Origin of the sequence: Castellaniella sp. (genome assembly GCF_034674885.1) — a bacterium.
Classification (GTDB): domain Bacteria; phylum Pseudomonadota; class Gammaproteobacteria; order Burkholderiales; family Burkholderiaceae_B; genus Castellaniella.
Window position 1 is genome coordinate 1 of sequence record NZ_JAUCDS010000007.1, and the last position, 20590, is coordinate 20590.

A 20590-nucleotide genomic window follows, 5' to 3' on the forward strand; every position below is an offset into this window, starting at 1 on the left:
GTTAACCCTAAGTGCCCTGCGGCGAAGAGACCGAACTATAGCACAGCTTTTTTGCGCCGCGCAAGTCGGGCAGAAAATAAATTTCAGGCTGATCGATCCGCCTGGACTCCGCCTCTATATAGCGATGCCTTATGTCCATATAAGGGACCGCCACGGCCCCAACTACATCAGGGGCTCGTCCGTCAGGGCGACGGGCAGTTCGGTGGTTTCCTTGATCGAGCGCAGGGCGAAACTGCTGCGGATGTCGACCACGGCCGGGTGGCGCATCAGGATATCCATTGCGAACCGCGAAAAGGCGGACAAGTCGGACACCTGCACGCGCAACAGATAATCCATATCGCCGGACATGGCATAGCACTGCGTGACTTCGGGCCAGCCCTGCACGTCCTGCGCGAAACCAGTGATTGCGCTGTGTTCTGCCCGCTGGGACTTGTCCAGGCGCACCGAGATATATGCCAGCAGGCCCAAGCCCAGACGCGCCGGCTCGACCAGCGCCACATAGCGGCGGATATAGCCCTGTTCTTCCAGGCGTTTGACACGGCGCAGGCAGGGGCTGGGCGACAGGTCGACCCGCTGGGCGAGCTCTTGGTTGCTGATGCGGCCATCCTGCTGCAGATACATCAGGAGGAGTCGATCGGTCTGGTCCAGGTCCTCGGGCGTCATGGGCTTCCGGTATGAATCAAGAATCGATGAGGTCCTCAGAATAGAGGCAGGAGGCCCGCTCTGGCAAACCGGGCCGATCCCGGGATGGACGCTTCTCTCCGGCGCACACGCGCGCCGCTTACAATTCCAGCATCTACCGGCGCACAGACCGGACCCACGGACCGATGCTCTTTCCCGCTGCGTCATGATTCTTCATTACCTGAACACCATCCGCCAGCGCAGCACACGCATGTTCATGACGATCGCCCGCATCATGGTGCCCGTCATGGTCATCGTCTATGTGGCGGACCGATTCGGCCTGGTACGGCTGGCCGGTGAAGCCCTGGCGCCGGTAATGGCGCTGCTGGGACTGCCACCGCAGGCGGGCATCATCTGGGCCACCACCATCATCACCAACATCTATGGCGGCATGGCGTCGATGGCTGCGCTGTCCGACAGCCTGCAGATGAACGTCGCCCAGGTCAGCGCGCTGGGCGCCATGATGCTGTTTGCTCACAATGTGCCGACCGAGCAATCCGTGGTGCGCCGCGCAGGCGCCAGCGCCCTGGTGACGGGCGGGCTGCGGGTGGCGGTCGGCCTGCTGTACGGCACCGCCGTCACCTGGATCTGCCAAGCCATGGGCTGGCTGCAGGATCCCGTCTCGTTTGCCTGGATGAGCCAGGATGCCGGGCTGACCCAGGGGCCGCCGGATGTCGCGACCTGGTTGCTGTCCACTGTTCAATCCCTGCTGCTGGTGCTGGTCGTGATCATCGGCATGGTGATTCTGCTGGACCTGCTGGAGCGTCTGAGAATCACGCGCCTGGTGACGCGCCTGCTGACCCCTGTGCTGCGGCTGTCGGGACTGGAAGAACGCGCGGCGCCGCTGACCACGGTAGGGGTGCTGCTGGGCCTGGCATACGGTGGCGCCCTGATCATCGAGGCTGCGGAACGCGAAGGCTTCAGTCCGCGCACGCGCCTGCTGGCCCTGTCCTGGCTGTCGCTGTGTCACGCATTGATCGAAGACACTCTGTTGATCCTGGCGCTGGGCGCCAACATCTGGGTGATCCTGGTCTGGCGCGGGCTGCTGACCCTGGGCATTCTGGCGGTGATCGCAGCGCTGACGCAGCCGCACACGCGCTGGGGCAGGCATCTGGCGGCCCGCGCGGCCAGCCCATCGCCTCCGACGGACTGATGCCGCCCCGAACATTCTTCCTGCCAAGTTTGCCCTAAACCCCTGCCTATGATGTAATCGCATGCTGATTGCCCGCACCCCTTGACAAGGAGCGCAAGGCCGGAATGGCTTTCCGATCTCGCTGCATCATCGGGACGGCGCATCGCATTCGAGGTCATCATGAACGCTGCCAATCCCGCCCGAAACCCTGATTCCATGATCCCCGTCACCGTGCTGACGGGGTTCCTGGGCGCGGGCAAAACCACGCTGCTGCGCCGCATCCTTACAGAATTCCACGGCCAGCGCATCGCCGTCATCGAAAACGAATTCGGCGAGGAAAACATCGACAACGACCTGCTGGTGCAGGACCGCGACGAGCAGATCGTCGAACTGAGCAACGGCTGCGTCTGCTGCACGGTGCGCGGCGACCTGATCCGCACCCTGAACGACCTGGCTGCCCGCCGCAAGGCCGGCGGCCCGCAGTTCGACCGCGTCATCATCGAAACCACCGGCATGGCCAACCCCGGTCCGGTGTGCCAGACCTTCTTCATGGACGACGACATTGCCGAGACCTACCGGCTGGACGCCGTCATCACCGTGGTCGACGCCAAGCACGGCATGGCCACGCTGGACCGCCAGGAAGAAGCCCAGCGTCAGGTCGGTTTCGCCGACCGCATCCTGATTTCCAAGAAAGACCTGGTCAATGAGGCCGACTACGAGGCCCTGCGCGCCCGCCTGGTGCGCATCAACCCCCGCGCCTCGATCACGCCGGTGCATTTCGGCGAAACCGACCTGAATACCCTGCTGGACGTCAGCGGCTTCGACCTGGACGCCATCCTGGACATCGACCCCGCCTTCCTGGCGGAAGAAGACGCCCATGATCATGACCATGGTCACGACCACGACCACGACCACGATCACGACCACGATCACGACGAGGACGGCCACGCCTGCGGGGCGGGCTGCACCCACGACCACCACGATCACCACCACGCCCACCACAGCGACGACATCGGCGCCTTCGTGTTCCGCTCCAACAAGGCGTTCGACCCGGAACGCCTGGAAGACTTTCTGGGCGGCATCGTCCAGGTCTACGGACCGGACCTGCTGCGCTACAAAGGCATCCTGTACATCAAGGGCATCAACCGCCGCATGGTGTTCCAGGGCGTGCACATGATGATGGGCGCCGAACCCGGTTCGCCGTGGAAAGCCAGTGAAAAACCGAATACCCGGCTGGTATTCATCGGCCGTAAACTGCCTCAAGACATCTTTACTCAGGGGCTCGAACAATGCCTGGCCTGACCGCCCACCCCACGCTGCCCCGCTGTACTTTCGGGATGCGGACGACAGGCCCCGGCACATAATAAGGAAGGACACAACATGGCTAGCAAATCCAGCACCAAATCGGCAGCCAAGACCCTGACCGAAAAGGAACTGTTGGCGATGCCTGAACGGGACTACATGAACGATGCCCAGCTCGCCTTCTTTCGGGATCGCCTGCATCAGCTCGAACATGAAATCCTGACCAATGCAGGCGCCACCACGGAAAACCTGCGCGAAACCCAGTACGTGCCGGACCCGGCCGACCGGGCCACGATCGAGGAAGAACACGCGCTGGAACTGCGTACCCGCGACCGCGAACGCAAGCTGCTGAAAAAGGTTCAGCAATCCATCGCCCGGATCGACTCCGGCGAATATGGCTGGTGCGAAGAAACCGGCGAACCCATCGGCATTCCCCGCCTGCTGGCGCGCCCCACGGCCACCTTGTCCCTGGAAGCCCAGGAACGCCGCGAAATGCGCCAGAAGCTCTACGGCGACTGACCCCGGGCGCCAGTGCGCGCCCGACACGACGGCTCCAGCCCTTACCGGCACAGGAGCCGTTTTTCTTTCATGCCCTCATCGCGCGTTGCACGCCCCTGCCTGAAAGGCGAGGCTTGAATTCCGCCGCCGCCATCCCCATCTGCAAGATCTTGGACCAAGAGACTGCCATGGAACAATTTCACGCCACCACCATCGTCTGCGTTCGCCGCGGCAATGACGTCGCCCTGGGCGGCGACGGCCAGGTCACGCTGGGCAACATCGTCATCAAGGGCACAGCCCGCAAGATCCGCCGCCTGTATCACGACAAGGTGCTGGCCGGTTTCGCCGGCGCCACGGCCGATGCCTTCACGCTGCAGGAACGCTTCGAGGCCAAGCTGGAAAAACACCAGGGCCACCTGATGCGCGCAGCCGTCGAGCTGACCCGCGACTGGCGCACCGACCGGGTGCTGCGCAGGCTGGAAGCCATGCTGATCGTCGCGGATCACGAACACACCCTGATCCTGACCGGCAACGGCGACGTCCTGGAACCGGAACACGGCATCGCCGCCATCGGTTCCGGGGGTGCCTATGCGCAATCCGCCGCCCGCGCCCTGCTGGACGCCACCGAGATGACACCGGCCGAGATCGTCAAGAAATCCCTGGAAATCGCCGGGGACCTGTGCATCTACACCAACCAGAACCACATCGTCGAAACCCTATAAGGCCCGCCATGTCCGCCACACCCATGACCCCCCGGGAAATCGTCTCGGAACTGGACAAGAACATCGTCGGCCAGGACAAGGCCAAGCGCTCCGTCGCAGTGGCCCTGCGCAACCGCTGGCGCCGCCAGCAGGTCGCCGAGCCCCTGCGCCACGAGATCGTCCCCAAGAACATCCTGATGATCGGCCCGACCGGCGTTGGCAAGACCGAAATCGCCCGCCGCCTGGCCCGCCTGGCCAACGCGCCCTTCATCAAGATCGAGGCCACGAAATTCACGGAGGTCGGCTATGTGGGCCGCGACGTGGACACCATCGTGCGCGATCTGGTGGACGTCGCCATCAAGCAGGTGCGCGAAACCGAAACGCGCCGCGTGCGCACCCAGGCCGAGGACGCCGCCGAAGACCGCATCCTGGACGCCCTGCTGCCCCCGTCGCGCAACGCCCAGGGCGAGCCCGAACGCGAGGAAACCAACACCCGCCAGGTGTTCCGCAAACGCCTGCGCGAAGGCAAGCTGGACGAGACCCAGATCGACATCGAGATCGCCCAGACGCCAGCGCACATGGAAATCATGGCGCCGCCGGGCATGGAGGAAATGACCGAGCAGCTGCGCGGCATGTTCGCCGGCATGTCGCAGGGCAAGACCAAGACCCGCAAGCTGTCAGTCAAGGAAGCATTCCGCCTGCTGACCGAAGAGGAAGCCGCCCGCCGAATCAACGAGGAAGACCTGCGCACGCAGGCCGTCACGCTGGCCGAGCAGCACGGCATCGTCTTTCTGGACGAAATCGACAAGATCGCCACGCGCCAGGAGGCCGGCGGATCCGATGTATCCCGCCAGGGCGTGCAGCGCGATCTGCTGCCGCTGGTCGAAGGCACATCCGTGAACACCAAATACGGCATGGTCCACACCGACCACATCCTGTTCATCGCCTCGGGCGCCTTTCACCTGTCGCGGCCGTCAGACCTGATCCCGGAACTGCAGGGGCGCTTTCCGATCCGGGTGGAACTGGATTCCCTGAGCACGGACGATTTCGTGCGCATCCTGAGCGCCACCGACGCATCCCTGACCAAACAATACAGCGCCCTGATGGCCACGGAAGACGTCACCCTGGAATTCACCGAGGACGGCATCCGCCGGATGGCCGAGCTGGCCTTCGAAGTCAACGAGCGTACGGAAAACATCGGCGCCCGCCGCCTGTACACCATCATGGAAAAGCTGCTGGAAGACCTGTCGTTCGAGGCGGCCAGCCCAGGATCGCAATCCGTGGTGATCGACGCCGACTACGTCAACGACAAGCTGTCGGAAACCGCCGGCAGCCAGGACCTGGCCCGCTACGTGCTGTAGCCGCCGCAGCCTTCGATCTGGCTGGCTCCGGCCCGACCACCCCGCCACGGGCTGCGCGCCCCGGCGGGGTTTTTCATTTCTTTTTCAGCGCAGTGATCTGGTATTGGCCGCTGGCGCGCTGCGCCGTGAAGTCCACTGTGTCACCCGCCGCAATACCCCGCAGCAGGGCGGGATCCAGGTGATAGACCAGGGTCATGGCGGGCAGGTCCAGTTTGCTGATCGCCCCGTGGCGGATGGCGATCTTGCCGGCGGCGGCATCGACGCGCACGACCTGGCCGCTGGCCTGGGCCTGCACCGGCTGGGCCTGGGCCGCCGCCAGGGGCGGCCAGGCCAGCGCGGCCGGCAGCACGAGGGCGCACAGGGCCGCACAGGGGCCGGCCCAGCGCAAGGCGGCCAGAAGATTCAGGATGCGCAAGGCACGAAAACGCATGGGCTACACTCCCGTTTGTTGATTCAAGCATACCGCGAAACAGAGTTCATCTTGCCCATCCCCGTCCCCGGCTACATCCTTCGGCCCGCCACCGAGTCCGACATCCCGGCCATCCACGCCCTGATGCTCGAAATGGCTGTCTTCGAGAAACTGACCGATATCTTCAAGGCCAGCCACGACAGCCTGCGCGCCAGCTTCTTTGGCCCCGAGCCCGCTGCGCGGTGCCTGGTGATCACGACGGAATCCGCCCCGGACACGGCGATCGCCTACATCATGTGGTTTCACAACTATTCCAGTTTCCTGGATCGGCGCGGCCTGTATCTGGAAGATGTCTACATCTCGCCAGCCCATCGGGGGCAAGGCCTGGGCGGCTGGGTGTTGAAGCACCTGGCGGCCATGGCGGTGGAACTGGGCTGCGGCCGATTCGAATGGGTGGTGCTGGACTGGAACCAGAACGCCATCGATTTCTACAAGCATCACGGCGGCGAGATCCTGGACGACTGGCGCGTCGTGCGCGTGACCGGCGAGGCCCTGCAGCGCCTGGCGGCGCAAGACTGAAACCAACCCAATCTTCTTGCAGGAGCCCAGCATGTCGATTCGCGTCTCCATCGTATCCACCCGCACCGGCGATGACGGCACCACCGGGCTGGGCGACAAGACCCGCGTGCCCAAGGATGCCCCGCGCATCACCGCGCTGGGCGACGTGGACGAACTGAACAGCGCCATCGGGCTGTGGCGCACCACCGGCTTGCCGGAGGACGTCGATGCCTTGCTGGGTCGCATCCAGCACGACCTGTTCGATCTGGGCGGCGAACTGTGCATCCCCGGCTGGACCGCCCTGAAGGACGAGCACGTCCTGCGCCTGGACCAGGCCCTCGCCCATTACAACGAGGCCCTGGGACCGCTGAAGGAATTCATCCTGCCTGGCGGCTGCCCCGCCGCAGCCCATGCGCACATGGCGCGCACCATCGCCCGCCGCGCGGAACGGTCCGTCGTGACGCTATCCCGTCAGGACACCGTGAACCCGCCGGTGCTGCATTACCTGAACCGCCTGTCGGACCTGTGCTTCGTGCTGGCCCGCTGGCTGAACCGCGCAACAGACATCCCAGACACGCTATGGATGAGACAGGACACGAATCAGTCCCCTGCGGACTGATTCGCGCCTGTCGAATCGGAGCGGCTTGCAAGCCGCGAGGTGGGCGATACGCCAACACGTACGGCTTGCAAGCCGCGAGGTGGACGATACGCCAACACGTACGGCTTGCAGGCCGCGAGGTGGGCGATGCGATCAACGTTGATCGTCGGAATGCACCTGCAGGGCTTCCAGAAAGCGCGACACCATGTTGTAGGCGGCGATCGTCGCCGTCAATTCCACCAATTCGGAATCCGGAAAGTGCGCCCGGACGGCATCAAAGACGGCGTCGGGCACCTGCACCGAACGCGTCATGGCATCCGCATAGGCCAGCACGGCGGCCTGGCGATCATCGAACAGGCCTGCCGGCCATTCGGTCTGCCCCAGGACATCCAGCTGATCCTGGCGCAGACCCTCGCGCAAGGCGATGGGCGCATGCTGGTCGGCCTCGTAAGGCGCGCGGTTCAAATGGGCAATGCGCATGATCACCAGTTCGCGCACAGATCCATCCAGCCCTGACTTCTGGCGGATCGCCGTCAGGTAGCCCAGCCAGCCTTCGGCTACCGGGGGACTGTGCAGCAGCATCTGGTACAGGTGCAGCACGCTGCCGCGTTCAGCGATGATGCGCTGGGCAAGGCCGGCGGCAGCGCCCTGCTGCAGGTCCGCATAAGACAATCGGGCCATGGAGGTCTCCGTGAAAATGCCGGGCACGCGGCCCGGATAGGGTAAGGTTCAGACCGGCAGGACCTGGCGCACCGTGCGGTCCAGGCGATCCACGATCTGGCCGATATCGGCCACCGTGCAGATGAAGGGCGGCGCCAACAGGACATGATCGCCGTGCACGCCGTCGATCGTGCCGCCCATGGGATACATCATCAGGCCGTTGTCCATGGCCTGCTTCTTCAGCCTGGCATGCGTTTTCAGCGCGGGATCCAGCGCGGCCTTGCTGTCCCGATCCCGCACGAATTCCACCCCGACGAACAACCCCCGGCCCCGGATGTCGCCCACGTTGGGGTGATCGGCGAAGACCTCGCGCAGCCTCGCCCGCAATTGTTCGCCCCGGGCGCGCACATTGGCCAGAAGATCGTCGCGTTCGATCACCCGCTGCACCGCCAGGGCAGCGGCGCAAGCCGTGGCGTGGCCCATGTAGGTGTGGCCGTGCTGGAAGAAGCCGCTGCCCTGCACGATGGTGTCGTATATGCGGCGGCTGGCCAGCAGGGCGCCGATGGGCTGATACCCTGCCCCCAGGCCCTTGGCGATGGTCAGGATGTCCGGCGCCACGCCATCTTCCGCGCAGGCGAACAGATGACCGGTGCGCCCCATGCCGGACATGACTTCGTCCAGAATCAGCAGCACCCCATGCCGGTCGCAGACCTGACGGATGCGTTGCAGGTAGGTCCGCACGGGCGGCACGGCGCCCGCCGTGGCCCCCACCACCGTTTCCGCCACGAAGGCCGCCACCCGCCCCGGCCCGATCTCGAGGATCATCGCGTCCAGTTCGTCGGCCAGGCGCTGGGCGTAGGCTTCTTCGGTCTCGTCGGCCCGCTGGTCGCGGTAGGCATAGCACGGCGACACGTGATGGGCCGGCGTCAGCAGCGGCAGGAACGGCTGGCGCCGCCAGGCATTGCCGCCAATGGCCAGGGCCCCCAGGGTATTGCCGTGATAGCTCTGGCGCCGCGCGATGAACTGGCTGCGATCGGTTTCTCCTCTTTCGACGAAATACTGTCGGGCCAGTTTCAAGGCGGCCTCGATCGATTCGGACCCGCCCGACACGAAATAGACGTGATCCAGATCTCCGGGCGCCCGCTGCGCGAGGAAATCCGCCAGGTCTTCGCACACCTGCGTCGTGAAGAACGAGGAATGGGCATAGGCGACCTGATCCAGCTGGGCCTTGATGGCGGCGATGATGTCCGGGTGACCATGCCCCAGGCAGGATACGGCTGCCCCGCCAGAGGCGTCCAGATAGGCGTGGCCGTCCCCGTCAAACAGGGAAACCCCCTGGCCGCGCACGGCGTGTTTCAGCGTATGCTGAGGATTCCGATGGAATACATGAGTCATATGAGGGTCTCGCGGCCCCGCAGGACCAGGCACGAAATAGATGGAATCAACAAATGTTTCTTATATCATATATCATGAAACATTCGTATGAAACCCAGGACCACTTTCCGTTGTGGATCACATCATGACTGCTCCCCATTCCCCCGACGAGCTGATCCAGCATATCCAATCGCAATTTTCGGCGCTCAGTCCCCAGTTCCAGACCGGCGCCCGTTACCTGATCGACCATCCGGCCCAGGTATCGACCCTGTCGGCGCGCAAGCTGGCCACGCTGGCAGGCGTGCAGCCCGCCACGCTGGTCCGCCTGGCCCAGCACCTGGGCTACACCGGCTGGGACGCCCTGAAATCCGTGTTCACCCGCGACCTGCAGCAACGCCCCGGCAGCTATACGGCACGCGCCCAGTCGCTGGTCGACCACCCGGAAGCCGAACTCACTGCCTGGCACAATGCCAGCCAGCAGCAATCCCGCAACCTGATGTCCCTGGAACCCGTCAACCGCAAGGCGATGGTCCAGGCCGTGGCGCAGCTGGCGCGCGCGCCCCGCATCGTGATCGCCGGCTACCGCTCGTCCTATCCGCCGGCATTCAGCCTGTGCTACCTGTGCAGCCTGTTTCGCCCGGACGTCCAGCTGCTGCACAACGCCGGCGGCACCATGAGCCTGGACCTGCACCATCTGCAGCCCACCGACGTGGTCATCCTCATCAGCTACGCGCCCTATTCGCGCGAGATCCTGCAGGTCGCCCAGGTTGCCCAGGCCTCGCACTGCACGGTGCTGGCCCTGTGCGACAGCCAGGTGGCCCCCATCGCACTGCAGGCAGACCATGTGCTGACTTTTCCGACCCAGGGGCATTCCTTCTTCCCCTCGACCGTCGCCTTGCAGGCCCTGGTCGAAATGCTGGCCCAGCAACTGCTGATCCACAGTGGCGAACGCGCCATCGCCGCCCTGTCTCAGGCTGAAGACCAGCTGCATGCCATCGGCGCCTACATCTGAACTGCCATGACATCTGATCATTCCCCGCTTTCCTGGCTGGAGGCGCACGGCTCGCACCACGAGATCGGCCTGGTCCTGGGCCGCTGGGGCGCCCGCGCCTGCCACAGCCACCTGATCCATTCCGACGCCTGGGCTCAGATCATGAGTCATCGCAACGACCCCGGGATCCCGGCGCTGCGCGCGCTGCTGCACCAGCATTTCCCCTGGATCGAACAGGAACTGGCCGGCCTGTCGCAAGGCCTGGAACTGCCGCCTGAAGACGTGTTTCTCTGGAATTGCCGGGGCGACCTCTGGGCCATGGCGCCGGACGGCTGCACCACGGTGCTGGCCCCCCAACGGCTCAGCCACAACGAAGACGGCGATCCGGGGTTTGCCGGCGCCTGCGGCCTGGCCAGGGTCCGACCCATCGACGCGCCCGCTTTCATCTCATTCCTGTACCCAGGCTCGCTGCCCGGGCATACCTTTGCCGTCAACCGCACGGGGCTGGCCATCACCGTGAACAACATCCGCGCCCGGAAAGCCCGGGCGGCGGGGCTGCCGCGCATGATGCTGACCCGCGCGCTGCTGGCCACCCAATCACCGTCTCAGGCCATCGCGCTGCTGCAGGCCCAGCCCCGCATGGGGGCCTTTCACCTGGGCATCGGCCAGGCGGGCGAGGCCGCGACATTCAGCGTGGAATTCAGCCAGGCGGCGGTGTCCGTGCGGCCCATCCGACAGGACCGGCGCCTGCATGCCAACCACGCTCTGCACGAGGCCCAGCAGGATCTGCCCCAGGTCGTTACGTCATCATCGGCCCGCCGCCAGTCGCGGGGCGAAACACTGCTGGACCAGCAGGCCGGTGCGCTGGACATCCTGCGCGACACCCAGGACGGCGCGGAACCCATTCTGCGCCTGTCCCTGGCCGACACCGACCAGGAAAACACCCTGGCAACGGCGGATATCGATCTGTCCGGAGAACAACCCCGCTGGGCCGTCTACTGCCCTGGGGGCCGGCATCCGGACTACCGATTCAATGGCCTGCGCCCGGCCGAGAGCTGACGATTACTGGACGCGGCTGACCATGTATTCGACGGCGGCGCGCAGCGCGGCGTCGTCGGCCTTGGTGCCGCCACGAGCCGGCATCGCGCCCTTGCCGTTGGTGGCTACCGTCATGATTTCGTCCATGCCGCGCGCAAGAATGGGCGCCCAGGCCTGCTTGTTGCCCAGTTTCGGCGCATTGGCCGCGCCCGTGCTGTGGCACGCGATACACGCCGTCTTGTAGAGCTTTTCACCCTGCTTCAGGGTGCCGGCATCGCTAGCCAGGGCCAGTGCGGGAAGCAGAGCCAGACTCAGGGTTGCGATACTCAGGGTCTTCAACATGTTCATCTCCGTTATTCGTTCGTCGACCGGGCCGGGCGGCCCGGCCCGTACTTCAGACAACTCTTACTTGATCGGGCTGGGAGCCTGGACCTGTTTCATCAGGTCGTCGTTCCACTTGCCTTCCACCTTCACGTGCCCCGCCGCACCCAGCTCGAAGGCTTCGATCAGGTTGTGGTTCACGTAGGCGTACACGCCCGGCTGCTTGAAGGTGTAGAGCGCTGCTCCGGCCGTACCACCCGGGATGAACCAGGTTTCCAGATTGCGTTCCGGCTTGTTGATGAACTTGCCCGTGGCCCAGACGTAGTCGCCATGGCCGCCGATCAGGTGCGGACGCGTGTCGCGGTTGGCGGACGAGTGGATGAACAGCACCGACTCGCCGACCTTGGCCTTCAGGGCGCCTTCGCCCATCAGCGCGCCGACCTTGCCGTTGAACACGATATGGCTGGGCACCAGCTTGCGCATGACTTCCACCGTATCGCCGTAGCTTTCCAGCGGCGTGTCGTAGGACTTGTACTGGCCGTTCTCATCCTTGGGGATGTACAGATCGAATTCACCGATCGTGTAGGCCTTGTCATAGGTCAGCTTCTTGCCGTTGCCATCGCTCAGGCCTTCGCGCGGCAGCACCATCAGCGTGCCGCTCATGCCGGACACGACGTGCCAGGGCACCATGCCTTCCGGGGCGCAGTGATAGATGAAGGCGCCAGTCCGATCCGCTTTGAAGCGCAGCACCGTCTGTTCGCCCGGCTTGATCTTGGTCAGCGCACCGCCGCCCAACGCCCCCGTCGACGCGTGGAAGTCGATGTTGTGTTCCAGCGTGCTTGAGGTCGGGTTGATCAGGGTCAACTGCACGTAGTCGCCTTCATGCACCACCATGGTCGGTCCCGGCATCGTGCCGTTGAAGGTCATGGCCTGCAGGGTCGTACCGTTTTCTTCATCGATGACGATTTTCTTTTCTTCGATCGTCATGGTGAATTCGACGACGCGCGGCTTGGCCGTGGTGGCCTGCTCGTGCTTCATCACGTTGGGCGGTGCGACCAGCATGGGGCGGATGTGCTCCAGCTTATCGGCAGGGTCTGCAAGCGCCACACCGCCCGCCAGCAAGGACGCCAGAGCCGTGGCTGTCATACACAGACGAAATACCTTCATATACAACTCCCTTTTTGATGTTGTCGTCTTTTTCGACGGTTCCATCTTGTCACGCTATGGGTTAACCCTTATTGCGCTGGATCAATATCGTTCAGGGAAAATTCAGGTGTCTGCAAAAAGCATTGATCTGACGCAAAAGCCGCTGCCCGGTCGGTGGCTGCCTGTCGCAGGAATGCAACAGCAACTGCCGCCGCGCCATGAGGCCTCAGAGAGCCCGGACCAGTCGGAATCCCAGATTCGCCGGCGGCAGGCCGATCGAGCAGGCGCCGTTGCGCGGGTCGCGAATGAAATCGGCCATGGCCGCGATATGCGCCCCTGCCAGGATGCGCACGCCGCAGTTCTCGCGCGGCGCCAGCGGCAGCGTGCCGACGCTGTGGCTGGCGAAACAGGTGGCCGTCCATTCCCAGACGTTGCCGCCCATGTCGTGAATGCCCAGGGCATTGGTGCCAAAATGCCCGAAGGGCTGGGCAGGCTTGACGCGACCCCGGCTGCGGGCGATCTCGCGGTCATATTCAGCCAGCCAGCGCACGGCCGGATTTTCCGGGTCCGAGGGCAAGGCGCCTTCTTCGCGGTAGCGGTCGGCGGCGGCGCGCACCCATTCGGTGTAGTCCGGCAGGCGCCAGGCCTGCCCGGTTTCCCGCGACAGCCAGGCGGCGTAGTCGCTGGCATCGGCCCAACTGACCCCGACGGCGGGCTTGTCGGCGGCATCAAGATCGCGAAAGCCCTTGTCCAGCCGCTTGCAGGCGCCGGCCTGGACGCACCGCCGGTAGTCGGCCTGACTGACCTGCCGGCGCATGATGACCTGGCCGGCCCGCACGGTGCCCTGGACGCGGGGCGCGTCCACAGGCCGGCCCTGATTCAGGAATTCCCCAGCGGCCTGATAAGTGAAGGTGCCGGCAGGGATGGGAACGACGTCGATGGCGGGCACGGCCGCCGCTGCGGCCTGCGTCAGGCCCAGCAGCGCGACACACAGGGCGGCCGGGACGCGGGCAAGGATCGGAGCTTTCGGTTTCATGGGGGCCTCTTCTGTACCCCTCTATTGGACGCGGAAGCCAGCGGGTGCGTCTTGAGGCGGATCAAGCGCGGTCCGTTTCTGCGGGAAGCAAGCTGTCCTACTTACCCCGAAACTGCGCAGGCCGCTTCTGCATGAACGCGTCAATCCCTTCGGATACGTCGTCCGTCAGCATGTTCTCTGCCATCACCCCCGCCGCGTACTCGTATGCCTGCGGCAGCGGCATACCCAGCTGCCGGTACACCATCGCCTTGCCGATACGCACCGCCAGCGGGCTCTTGGCCACAATCGCATCCACCAGCCCCGACACCGCCTGATCCAGTTGATCGTCGGGCACCGCATGGTTCACCAGCCCGCGTTCCACCGCCTGCGCCGCGCTGATGAACTGCCCCGTCACCAGCATCTCGAACGCGTTCTTCAGTGACACATTGCGCGTCAACGCCACCGCCGGCGTCGAACAGAACAAGCCTACATTGATCCCCGACACCGCGAATCTGGCCGTATCCGCCGCCACGGCCAGATCGCAGCTGGCCACCAGTTGGCAGCCGGCTGCCGTCGCCGTCCCGTGCACCCGGGCAATCACAGGCACTGGACAACCCACGATCGACTGCATCAGCCGCCCGCAGCGCGCAAACAGATCCCGGTAGTAGTCCGCATCGCCTTCGTGGGTGCGCATCTGCTTCAGATCGTGCCCCGCACAGAACGCCCGCCCCCGCGCCGCCAGCACCACGACCCGCAGCCCCGTGTCGTCTCGGCAGCCGTCGAACTGCGCCTGCAGCGCGTCCAGCATCGCCTCGGACAGCGCATTGAACTGGTCTGGCCGGTTCAGCGTCAGCGTCAGCACATCGCCGTGGCGCTCCGCCAGCACCAGCACATCAGAGGGTTCCTGCATGTTCAGTCTCCTTGGGGATGGGCCGCCTGCCAGGCCGCCGTGAACTGCCGGGCCAGGCGCTCGCCGACGTCTGTCAGATTCGCATGGATCCCGCAGGACCGCAAATCCACGGTCTGCAGCCCTGCGTAGCCGCAGGGATTGATGCCCAGGAACGGATCCAGATCCATGTCTACGTTCAGGGCGACGCCGTGATAGGCGCAACCCCGGCGGACCTTGATGCCCAGCGCGGCGATCTTGGCCAGCGCATCGCCTTGCGGATGGGTCAGCGTCGCCGGCGGGACATAGATGCCCGGGGCTCCGGGCTTGCGGCAGGCCTGCGGCAGGCCCAGGTCCGCCAGCACGTCCAGCACGGACTGTTCCAGCAAGGTCACGAATTCACGCACGAACGTCCCGCGCCGGCGCAGATCGACCAGCGTATACAGCACCACCTGTCCCGGCCCGTGGTAGGTGACCTGCCCGCCGCGATTGCAATGCACGACCGGAATCCCGTGAGGATTCAGGATATGGGATTCCAGCCCGGCCTGCCCCAGGGTATAGACGGGGGCGTGTTCCACCAGCCAGAGTTCATCGGGCGTGTCAGCCTGGCGGCTTTCGGTGAAGTCCTGCATGGACTGCCAGATCGGCACATAGGGGGCGGGACGATCCAGCCAACGCACGCGCATGCTGCTGCCTACAGGACCACCGACACCAGTTCGTGCCCGTGCAGGGCGCGGTACAGATTGTCGAGCTGTTCGCGCGAATGCACCCTCACCGTCAGGGTCAGCCCCAGGTAATTGCCGCTGGAACTGGGGCGGACTTCGATGGAGGCCGGATCGAAATCCGGATCGAAGCCCCGAACCACATCGGCCATGGCGGGCAGAAAGGCATCCAGCGCCCGCCCCATGACCTTGATCGGAAAGTCACAGGGATACTGGATCGGGGAGTCTTCCGGAGGAATGGTCGCCATGCTGCGCCCTACTGGAACATCAGGCGGACCTTGTCCACCAGGCGGCCGAAGAAGCCGGCCTCGGGCACCGAATGCATCACCAGCAGCGGCACCTGCTTCAGGGGCTTGCCGTCCAGGGACACCGCCAGGGTGCCGGCCTGATCGCCTTCGGTCAGCGGCGCCATCAGCGGCTGGGTGTAGCGGGCCTCGGTCTTGATCTGATCGGCCTGGCCGCGCGGCACAGTGACCCACAGCGGCTGGTTCACCCCCAGATCGGCGGTTTCGGTAGCGCCTTCCCAGACGCGGGCGGACACGGCCGGTTTGGTCTTGTCCAGCAGTTTGACCGTGTCGAAGTTCTTGAAGCTCCAGTTGAGCAGTTTCAGGCTGCTTTCGGTGCGGGCGGCATCGCTGGCTGCCCCCACCAGCACGGACACCACCCGACGCCCGTCGCGCAGCGCCGTCGCCACCAGGCAATAGCCCGCCGACTGGGTATGGCCGGTCTTCAGGCCATCGACGGTCGAGTCGGCCCACAGCAGGCGGTTGCGGTTGCTCTGCTTGATGTTGTTGTAGGTGAATTCCTTTTGGCTGTCGTAGTGCCGGTACTGCGGGAAACGCTGCACCAGGGCGCGCGCCAGCACGGCCAGGTCTTCGACCGTGGTCATGTGATCGGGGTCTGGCAGGCCGGTGGAATTGACGAAATGGGTATGCGTCATGCCCAGGGCCTTGGCCTGCTGGTTCATCAGCGCGGCAAACGCCGATTCGCTGCCGGCCACGGCCTCGGCCAACGCCACGGTGGCGTCATTTCCCGATTGCACCAGCATGCCCTGCAACAGGTCATCCACCGCAACGTCCGTGTTCGGGTTGATGAACATGCGGGAGCCTTCGGTTTTCCAGGCCTTTTCGGAAATATGGATTTTCTGGTCGAGCTTCAGACGGCCGGTTTCCAGCGCCTCGAAAATGACGTAGGCGGACATCAGCTTGGTCAGCGAGGCGGGCTCGACGGCGGCCTGGGGGTTCTGGGCGGCGATGATCTGTCCGCTGGTCGCGTCCAGGGTCAGCCAGGCCTTGGCGCCCAGGGCCGGTGCCGGAATGTTCGACAGCGCGCTGACGCCTTCGGCCGGCGCCGCTGCGGGCGCCTCGGTGGTTGTCGCGGCCGGCGCGGCACTCGCGGCCGACCAGGCGGCCCCCGGCACCAGCAGCGCGCAACTGAGCGCCAGCGGCGCCAGACGGAAACGGCGAAGGGTCGGCAACAGGGCAAGTGTCATGGGCATCATCGGAAAAAGGATCAAGAAAACGTGAGGCCCATTATAGGCAGCGCGCCTGACGGCTTCATGGACCGCCTCGGCGGAAATCGAGACAAAACGCAAGCAACTGAAACGTAAGCGCTCGAACCAGGGGTGCGGACAGGACCGTCAGGGCTGCGGATCGGCCAGGCCCAGCAGGCTGTCGAGCACGATCTGGCGCAGGATCAGCAGTTTGCCATGAAAGAAATGCCCGGCATCGGGCACCAGCGTCAGCGGCAACTGATGCGCGCGGGCAAAATCCATGCCCTCGGACAAGGGCACGACCTCGTCGTGTTCGCCGTGGATCATCAGGGTCGAGGCCGGCACGGCCAAGGGCCTGTAGCGAAAGCGTTCGACCGCGCATCCGATCAGCATCAGCCGCGCGGGCAACGGCAGATCCCGATCCGCCAGTTCCGCATACAATTGAGCCGCCACGGCCGAACCGAAGGAAAACCCGGCCAGCACCCACGGCCCCTGGGCCGCCTGCGGCCAATCCTGGAATACCTGTTCGACGCACGCCACCATGTCGGCGGTTTCGCCGACAGCGTGGTCGAATTCACCCTGCGAGCCGCCGACCCCTCGAAAATTCGGCCGGATCGCCAGCAGGCCCTGCTGCACGCAGGCCCGCGACACCGTGGTGACGACCTTGTTGTCGCGCGTGCCGCCATGCAGGGGGTGCGGGTGCAGGATCAGGGCCCAGCCGACAGGTGACTGTTCCGGATGGTCCACGGTATATTCAACCGTTCCCGATGCCCCTCGGAAAATCGATTGTTCCGTACGCAAACTCATGATGAACTGGTCTCTCGATCGGTGTGACTCACGCCTCATTCTACCCATATGACCGGCATATCCTCTGATTCCGCCATTCTCCTGCCAGCGCCCGACCAGATGACCAGAAAGCTGCGGGCGGCGCTGCCGTGCTTTCACCGGGTCGACTGGCTGGCGGACACCGGGTCGACCAATGCCGACCTGCTGGTGCGCGCACGCCAGGACCAGGGCTGGGTTGCACGTCCCTGGCTGCTGGGCACGCACCTGCAGACCCAGGGGCGCGGGCGCGCAGGCCGCACCTGGCAGAACAGAGTGGGCGCCAATCTGATGTTTTCCTGCGCCTTCGACGTCTTCCTGCCCGCACGGCAACTGCCTACCCTGGCGCCCCTGATCGGGCTGGCGACCTGCCAGGCGCTGCGCCGCCACCTGGGCCCCGAACACCAGGCCAGGCTGAACATGAAATGGCCCAATGACCTGCAATGGGACAACGCCAAACTGGCCGGTATCCTGATCGAATCCACCCGTTCGGGCACCGCGCAGGTCGCCGACCACCACCTGATCATCATCGGCATGGGCCTGAACCTGCTCGATGCCCGCGCCCTGTCGCAATCCCTGGACCGCAACGTGGCGGACTGGTCGGGCCTGGCGGCCCTGGACCCGCTGGCGGCCCAGGCCTCTGCGGCAACGCTGGCCGCCTGTGCCGCCCAGGCCTGGTACGAGGCCCTGAACCAGACCACGGCGCACGGTTTCGCCGACCTGCCCGCCCGCTACGCCGAGGTCGACGGCCTGGTGGGCCAGCCGCTGGACGTCATCGACAACGGCAAACTGCGGCAGACCGGCATCGCCTGCGGCATCGACACGCAAGGCCGCCTGCTGCTGCGCAGCGCCGAAGGCACCCAGGCCGTCTCGGTGGGCGAGATCTCCGTGCGGCTGCGGCGATGAAGCTGCTGATCGACGCCGGCAACACCCGAGCCAAGATCGCCTGGATGACACCCGGAGATCCCGCCGGCCGCAGCCCGGCCGCACCCCTGGATTACGCGCAACTGCCGGAACTGGCTGCCTGCCTGCCGCACCGGCCGCAACACATTCTGGGATCGAACGTCGCCGGCCCGGATATCCGCCGACGGCTGGATCAGGCCTGCCAAACGGCCTGGGGTCTGGCGATACGCTGGTGCGATGCCCACGATGGCCAGGATCTGCTGGGCAACCCCTACGCCGACGTCACCCGCCTGGGGGCGGACCGCTGGCTGGGGCTGCTGGGATTGCTGGGCACGCTGTCGACCGACCCCGGCTGGCGCTCGGGCCACCCTGCGCTGCTGGCCAGCTTCGGTACCGCCACCACCATCGACACGATCACACCGGGCATCAACACGGCACGGCCCGCCTTTCTGGGGGGGCTGATCCTGCCGGGGCCTTCGCTGATGGCCCACAGCCTGGCCCAGGGCACAGCCCAGTTGCCCCTGGGAGAAGGCCGGTGCGTGGATTTCCCGCAGGACACGCAAGACGCCATCGCCAGCGGCATCGCCGCTGCGCAGGCCGGTGCGCTGCTGCGCCAATGGCATCTGGCCCGCGACCAGGCCCAAGGCCGGGCACCGCAGGTCTTCGTCTGCGGTGGCGGCTGGCCCACGATCGGTGCGACGGTCCAGGCAGGGCTGATGCGTGCGCAGGACGGGCTGCAACTACCGCATCGCCCGCCCCGGGTGCTGGACGGCCCCGTGCTGGACGGCCTGGCCTGCCTGGCTGCAGCGCCCCGGGCGTCTGCCGCCTGACGGTTCCTGCGACACGCACCGACTCGGCGGGGGCCGGCGGGGGCCGTCCAATTGATATACTGGCCGCTGCATCGCCCGCACGGCGCCATTCCGGTCCGTCTGCCCGGCCGATGAGACCCGACCTGCTTCGAATCATGCGCTTTCTGCTGACCCTCGCCGTCGTTGCCAACCTGGCCTTGCTGGCTTACGGCCAGGGCTTTTTCGGTCCGCCGCCGGCCGAACAGGGCCGCACGCCGCGCCCCCTGTCGCAACGCGGCCAGCAAGCGCTGGTGCCCAGCGCCCCGATTCCCCCTGAATTCACACCACGATGAAACCTATCCGCAAAGCTGTCTTCCCGGTCGCTGGCCTGGGCACCCGGTTCCTGCCCGCCACCAAGGCCATGCCCAAGGAAATGCTGCCCATCGTCGACAAGCCGCTGATCCAGTACGCCGTCGAAGAAGCCCTGGCTGCCGGCATCACTGAACTGATCTTCGTCACCGGACGCAACAAGCGCGCCATCGAGGACCATTTCGACCGCGCCCCCGAACTGGAAGCGGAACTGGAAACCAAGGGCAAACAGGCGCTGCTGGACACGATCCGCACCATCCTGCCCGACCACGTGCACTGCATCTACACCCGCCAGGCACAGCCGCTGGGCCTGGGCCACGCGGTGTTGTGCGCCGCGCCCATCGTCGGCAACGAGCCCTTTGCCGTGCTGCTGGCCGACGACCTGCTGGACGCCGACACCGCCGTCACGCGCCAACTGGTGGACGCAGCCCACCAGCACGATGGCAGCGTGCTGGCCATCCAGGAAATCGACCCGCAGGACACGCGCAAATACGGCATCATCGCCGGCTCCGCCGTCGACGCCCGCAATACCCGGGTGGAACACATCGTCGAAAAACCCGCGCCGCAGGATGCACCGTCCAACCAGGCCGTGGTCGGGCGCTACGTGCTGGAACCGGAAATCTTCGATTTCCTGCGCCAGACCCAAGCCGGCGTGGGCCAGGAAATCCAGTTGACCGACGCGATTTCCGCCATGCTGCGCCATCGCCGAGTATTCGGCCACCGCTACGTTGGCGAACGCTACGACTGCGGCAGCAAGGAAGGTTTCTTCAAGGCCACGATCGCCTTGGGGGAAAAATATCACGGCCTGCGCCCATAGGGGGCT

The 20590-nt window shown here is 65.4% G+C and carries 25 protein-coding genes; 13 read left to right on the forward strand and 12 right to left on the reverse strand.

Going from position 1 to position 20590, the window contains the following annotated elements; translation table 11 throughout:
- Nucleotides 1–162: 162 nt before the first annotated feature.
- Complete coding sequence (locus tag VDP74_RS05975; protein WP_322998719.1) at nt 163–663, reverse strand: Lrp/AsnC family transcriptional regulator; 501 nt, start codon at nt 661–663, stop codon at nt 163–165.
- Nucleotides 664–847: 184 nt separating this feature from the next.
- Between VDP74_RS05975 and VDP74_RS05980 the strand changes: the two genes are divergently transcribed.
- The 5 genes from VDP74_RS05980 to hslU all read left to right on the forward strand — a co-directional run bounded on the left by VDP74_RS05980 (nt 848) and on the right by hslU (nt 5675).
- The gene (locus tag VDP74_RS05980) at nt 848–1834 is read left to right on the forward strand and encodes a nucleoside recognition domain-containing protein (RefSeq protein WP_322998720.1); all 987 of its coding nucleotides are present in this window, start codon (nt 848–850) and stop codon (nt 1832–1834) included.
- Between the two features lie 159 nt (nt 1835–1993).
- A complete protein-coding gene (locus tag VDP74_RS05985; protein WP_322998721.1) occupies nt 1994–3115 on the forward strand; it encodes a GTP-binding protein in 1122 nt (373 codons plus the stop codon).
- Between the two features lie 78 nt (nt 3116–3193).
- Complete coding sequence (gene dksA / locus VDP74_RS05990) at nt 3194–3634, forward strand: RNA polymerase-binding protein DksA (protein WP_322998722.1); 441 nt, start codon at nt 3194–3196, stop codon at nt 3632–3634.
- 167 nt (nt 3635–3801) lie between these two features.
- Nucleotides 3802–4335: an ATP-dependent protease subunit HslV gene (hslV, locus tag VDP74_RS05995; RefSeq protein WP_322998723.1), complete on the forward strand. Its 534-nt coding sequence runs from the start codon at nt 3802–3804 to the stop codon at nt 4333–4335.
- Nucleotides 4336–4343: 8 nt separating this feature from the next.
- A complete protein-coding gene (gene hslU / locus VDP74_RS06000) occupies nt 4344–5675 on the forward strand; it encodes an ATP-dependent protease ATPase subunit HslU (RefSeq protein ID WP_322998724.1) in 1332 nt (443 codons plus the stop codon).
- A 73-nt stretch (nt 5676–5748) separates the two neighbouring features.
- Here the strand turns inward: hslU and VDP74_RS06005 are convergent, their stop codons facing one another.
- The gene (locus VDP74_RS06005) at nt 5749–6105 is read right to left on the reverse strand and encodes a copper-binding protein (RefSeq protein ID WP_322998725.1); all 357 of its coding nucleotides are present in this window, start codon (nt 6103–6105) and stop codon (nt 5749–5751) included.
- A 123-nt stretch (nt 6106–6228) separates the two neighbouring features.
- Between VDP74_RS06005 and VDP74_RS06010 the strand changes: the two genes are divergently transcribed.
- Both VDP74_RS06010 and VDP74_RS06015 read left to right on the forward strand, forming a co-directional pair.
- Nucleotides 6229–6663: a GNAT family N-acetyltransferase gene (locus VDP74_RS06010; RefSeq protein ID WP_322998829.1), complete on the forward strand. Its 435-nt coding sequence runs from the start codon at nt 6229–6231 to the stop codon at nt 6661–6663.
- A 31-nt stretch (nt 6664–6694) separates the two neighbouring features.
- Nucleotides 6695–7261, forward strand: coding sequence for a cob(I)yrinic acid a,c-diamide adenosyltransferase (locus VDP74_RS06015; RefSeq protein WP_322998726.1), 567 nt, complete (start codon nt 6695–6697; stop codon nt 7259–7261).
- A gap of 132 nt (nt 7262–7393) precedes the next feature.
- Here VDP74_RS06015 and VDP74_RS06020 read toward each other — a convergent pair whose 3' ends face one another.
- Together VDP74_RS06020 and VDP74_RS06025 are read right to left on the reverse strand one after the other, a co-directional pair.
- Entirely contained in the window at nt 7394–7921 is a 528-nt protein-coding gene (locus tag VDP74_RS06020; protein ID WP_322998727.1) for a carboxymuconolactone decarboxylase family protein, read from the reverse strand.
- A 48-nt stretch (nt 7922–7969) separates the two neighbouring features.
- Nucleotides 7970–9295, reverse strand: a complete 1326-nt coding sequence (locus tag VDP74_RS06025; protein ID WP_322998728.1) for an aspartate aminotransferase family protein — start codon at nt 9293–9295, stop codon at nt 7970–7972.
- Nucleotides 9296–9419: 124 nt separating this feature from the next.
- On the opposite strand from VDP74_RS06025, the gene VDP74_RS06030 reads away from it, so the two are divergent.
- Entirely contained in the window at nt 9420–10286 is an 867-nt protein-coding gene (locus VDP74_RS06030) for a MurR/RpiR family transcriptional regulator (protein ID WP_322998729.1), read from the forward strand.
- A 6-nt stretch (nt 10287–10292) separates the two neighbouring features.
- Nucleotides 10293–11324, forward strand: coding sequence for a C45 family peptidase (locus VDP74_RS06035; protein WP_322998730.1), 1032 nt, complete (start codon nt 10293–10295; stop codon nt 11322–11324).
- Nucleotides 11325–11327: 3 nt separating this feature from the next.
- Here the strand turns inward: VDP74_RS06035 and VDP74_RS06040 are convergent, their stop codons facing one another.
- The 8 genes from VDP74_RS06040 to VDP74_RS06075 all read right to left on the reverse strand — a co-directional run bounded on the left by VDP74_RS06040 (nt 11328) and on the right by VDP74_RS06075 (nt 17692).
- Nucleotides 11328–11645 (reverse strand): c-type cytochrome, encoded by a 318-nt coding sequence (locus VDP74_RS06040; RefSeq protein WP_322998731.1) that lies wholly within the window; start codon nt 11643–11645, stop codon nt 11328–11330.
- 63 nt (nt 11646–11708) lie between these two features.
- Entirely contained in the window at nt 11709–12770 is a 1062-nt protein-coding gene (nirK, locus tag VDP74_RS06045; protein WP_322998732.1) for a copper-containing nitrite reductase, read from the reverse strand.
- Nucleotides 12771–12996: 226 nt separating this feature from the next.
- On the reverse strand, nt 12997–13806 hold the full coding sequence (locus VDP74_RS06050) for a formylglycine-generating enzyme family protein (RefSeq protein WP_322998733.1): 810 nt from the start codon (nt 13804–13806) through the stop codon (nt 12997–12999).
- A gap of 97 nt (nt 13807–13903) precedes the next feature.
- A complete protein-coding gene (locus tag VDP74_RS06055; protein WP_322998734.1) occupies nt 13904–14695 on the reverse strand; it encodes an enoyl-CoA hydratase in 792 nt (263 codons plus the stop codon).
- Nucleotides 14696–14697: 2 nt separating this feature from the next.
- Nucleotides 14698–15357: a lipoyl(octanoyl) transferase LipB gene (lipB, locus tag VDP74_RS06060; protein ID WP_322998735.1), complete on the reverse strand. Its 660-nt coding sequence runs from the start codon at nt 15355–15357 to the stop codon at nt 14698–14700.
- An 8-nt stretch (nt 15358–15365) separates the two neighbouring features.
- Nucleotides 15366–15641, reverse strand: coding sequence for a DUF493 family protein (locus tag VDP74_RS06065; RefSeq protein ID WP_322998736.1), 276 nt, complete (start codon nt 15639–15641; stop codon nt 15366–15368).
- An 8-nt stretch (nt 15642–15649) separates the two neighbouring features.
- Nucleotides 15650–16870: a D-alanyl-D-alanine carboxypeptidase family protein gene (locus VDP74_RS06070; RefSeq protein ID WP_416232944.1), complete on the reverse strand. Its 1221-nt coding sequence runs from the start codon at nt 16868–16870 to the stop codon at nt 15650–15652.
- A 162-nt stretch (nt 16871–17032) separates the two neighbouring features.
- Nucleotides 17033–17692 carry an alpha/beta hydrolase gene (locus VDP74_RS06075; RefSeq protein WP_322998738.1) on the reverse strand — a complete coding sequence of 220 codons (660 nt, stop codon included), beginning with the start codon at nt 17690–17692 and terminating at the stop codon, nt 17033–17035.
- Nucleotides 17693–17791: 99 nt separating this feature from the next.
- Here VDP74_RS06075 and VDP74_RS06080 point away from each other — a divergent pair, with 99 nt between their 5' ends.
- From VDP74_RS06080 to galU, 4 genes are all read left to right on the forward strand, one after another.
- The gene (locus tag VDP74_RS06080; RefSeq protein WP_322998739.1) at nt 17792–18613 is read left to right on the forward strand and encodes a biotin--[acetyl-CoA-carboxylase] ligase; all 822 of its coding nucleotides are present in this window, start codon (nt 17792–17794) and stop codon (nt 18611–18613) included.
- Nucleotides 18610–19440 (forward strand): type III pantothenate kinase, encoded by an 831-nt coding sequence (locus tag VDP74_RS06085; protein ID WP_322998740.1) that lies wholly within the window; start codon nt 18610–18612, stop codon nt 19438–19440. The genes VDP74_RS06080 and VDP74_RS06085 overlap by 4 nt, the downstream gene beginning before the upstream one ends.
- A 134-nt stretch (nt 19441–19574) precedes the next feature.
- Nucleotides 19575–19751, forward strand: coding sequence for a hypothetical protein (locus VDP74_RS06090; protein ID WP_322998741.1), 177 nt, complete (start codon nt 19575–19577; stop codon nt 19749–19751).
- The gene (gene galU, locus VDP74_RS06095; protein ID WP_322998742.1) at nt 19748–20584 is read left to right on the forward strand and encodes a UTP--glucose-1-phosphate uridylyltransferase GalU; all 837 of its coding nucleotides are present in this window, start codon (nt 19748–19750) and stop codon (nt 20582–20584) included. Before VDP74_RS06090 ends, galU begins: the two co-directional genes overlap by 4 nt.
- Nucleotides 20585–20590 lie beyond the last annotated feature (6 nt).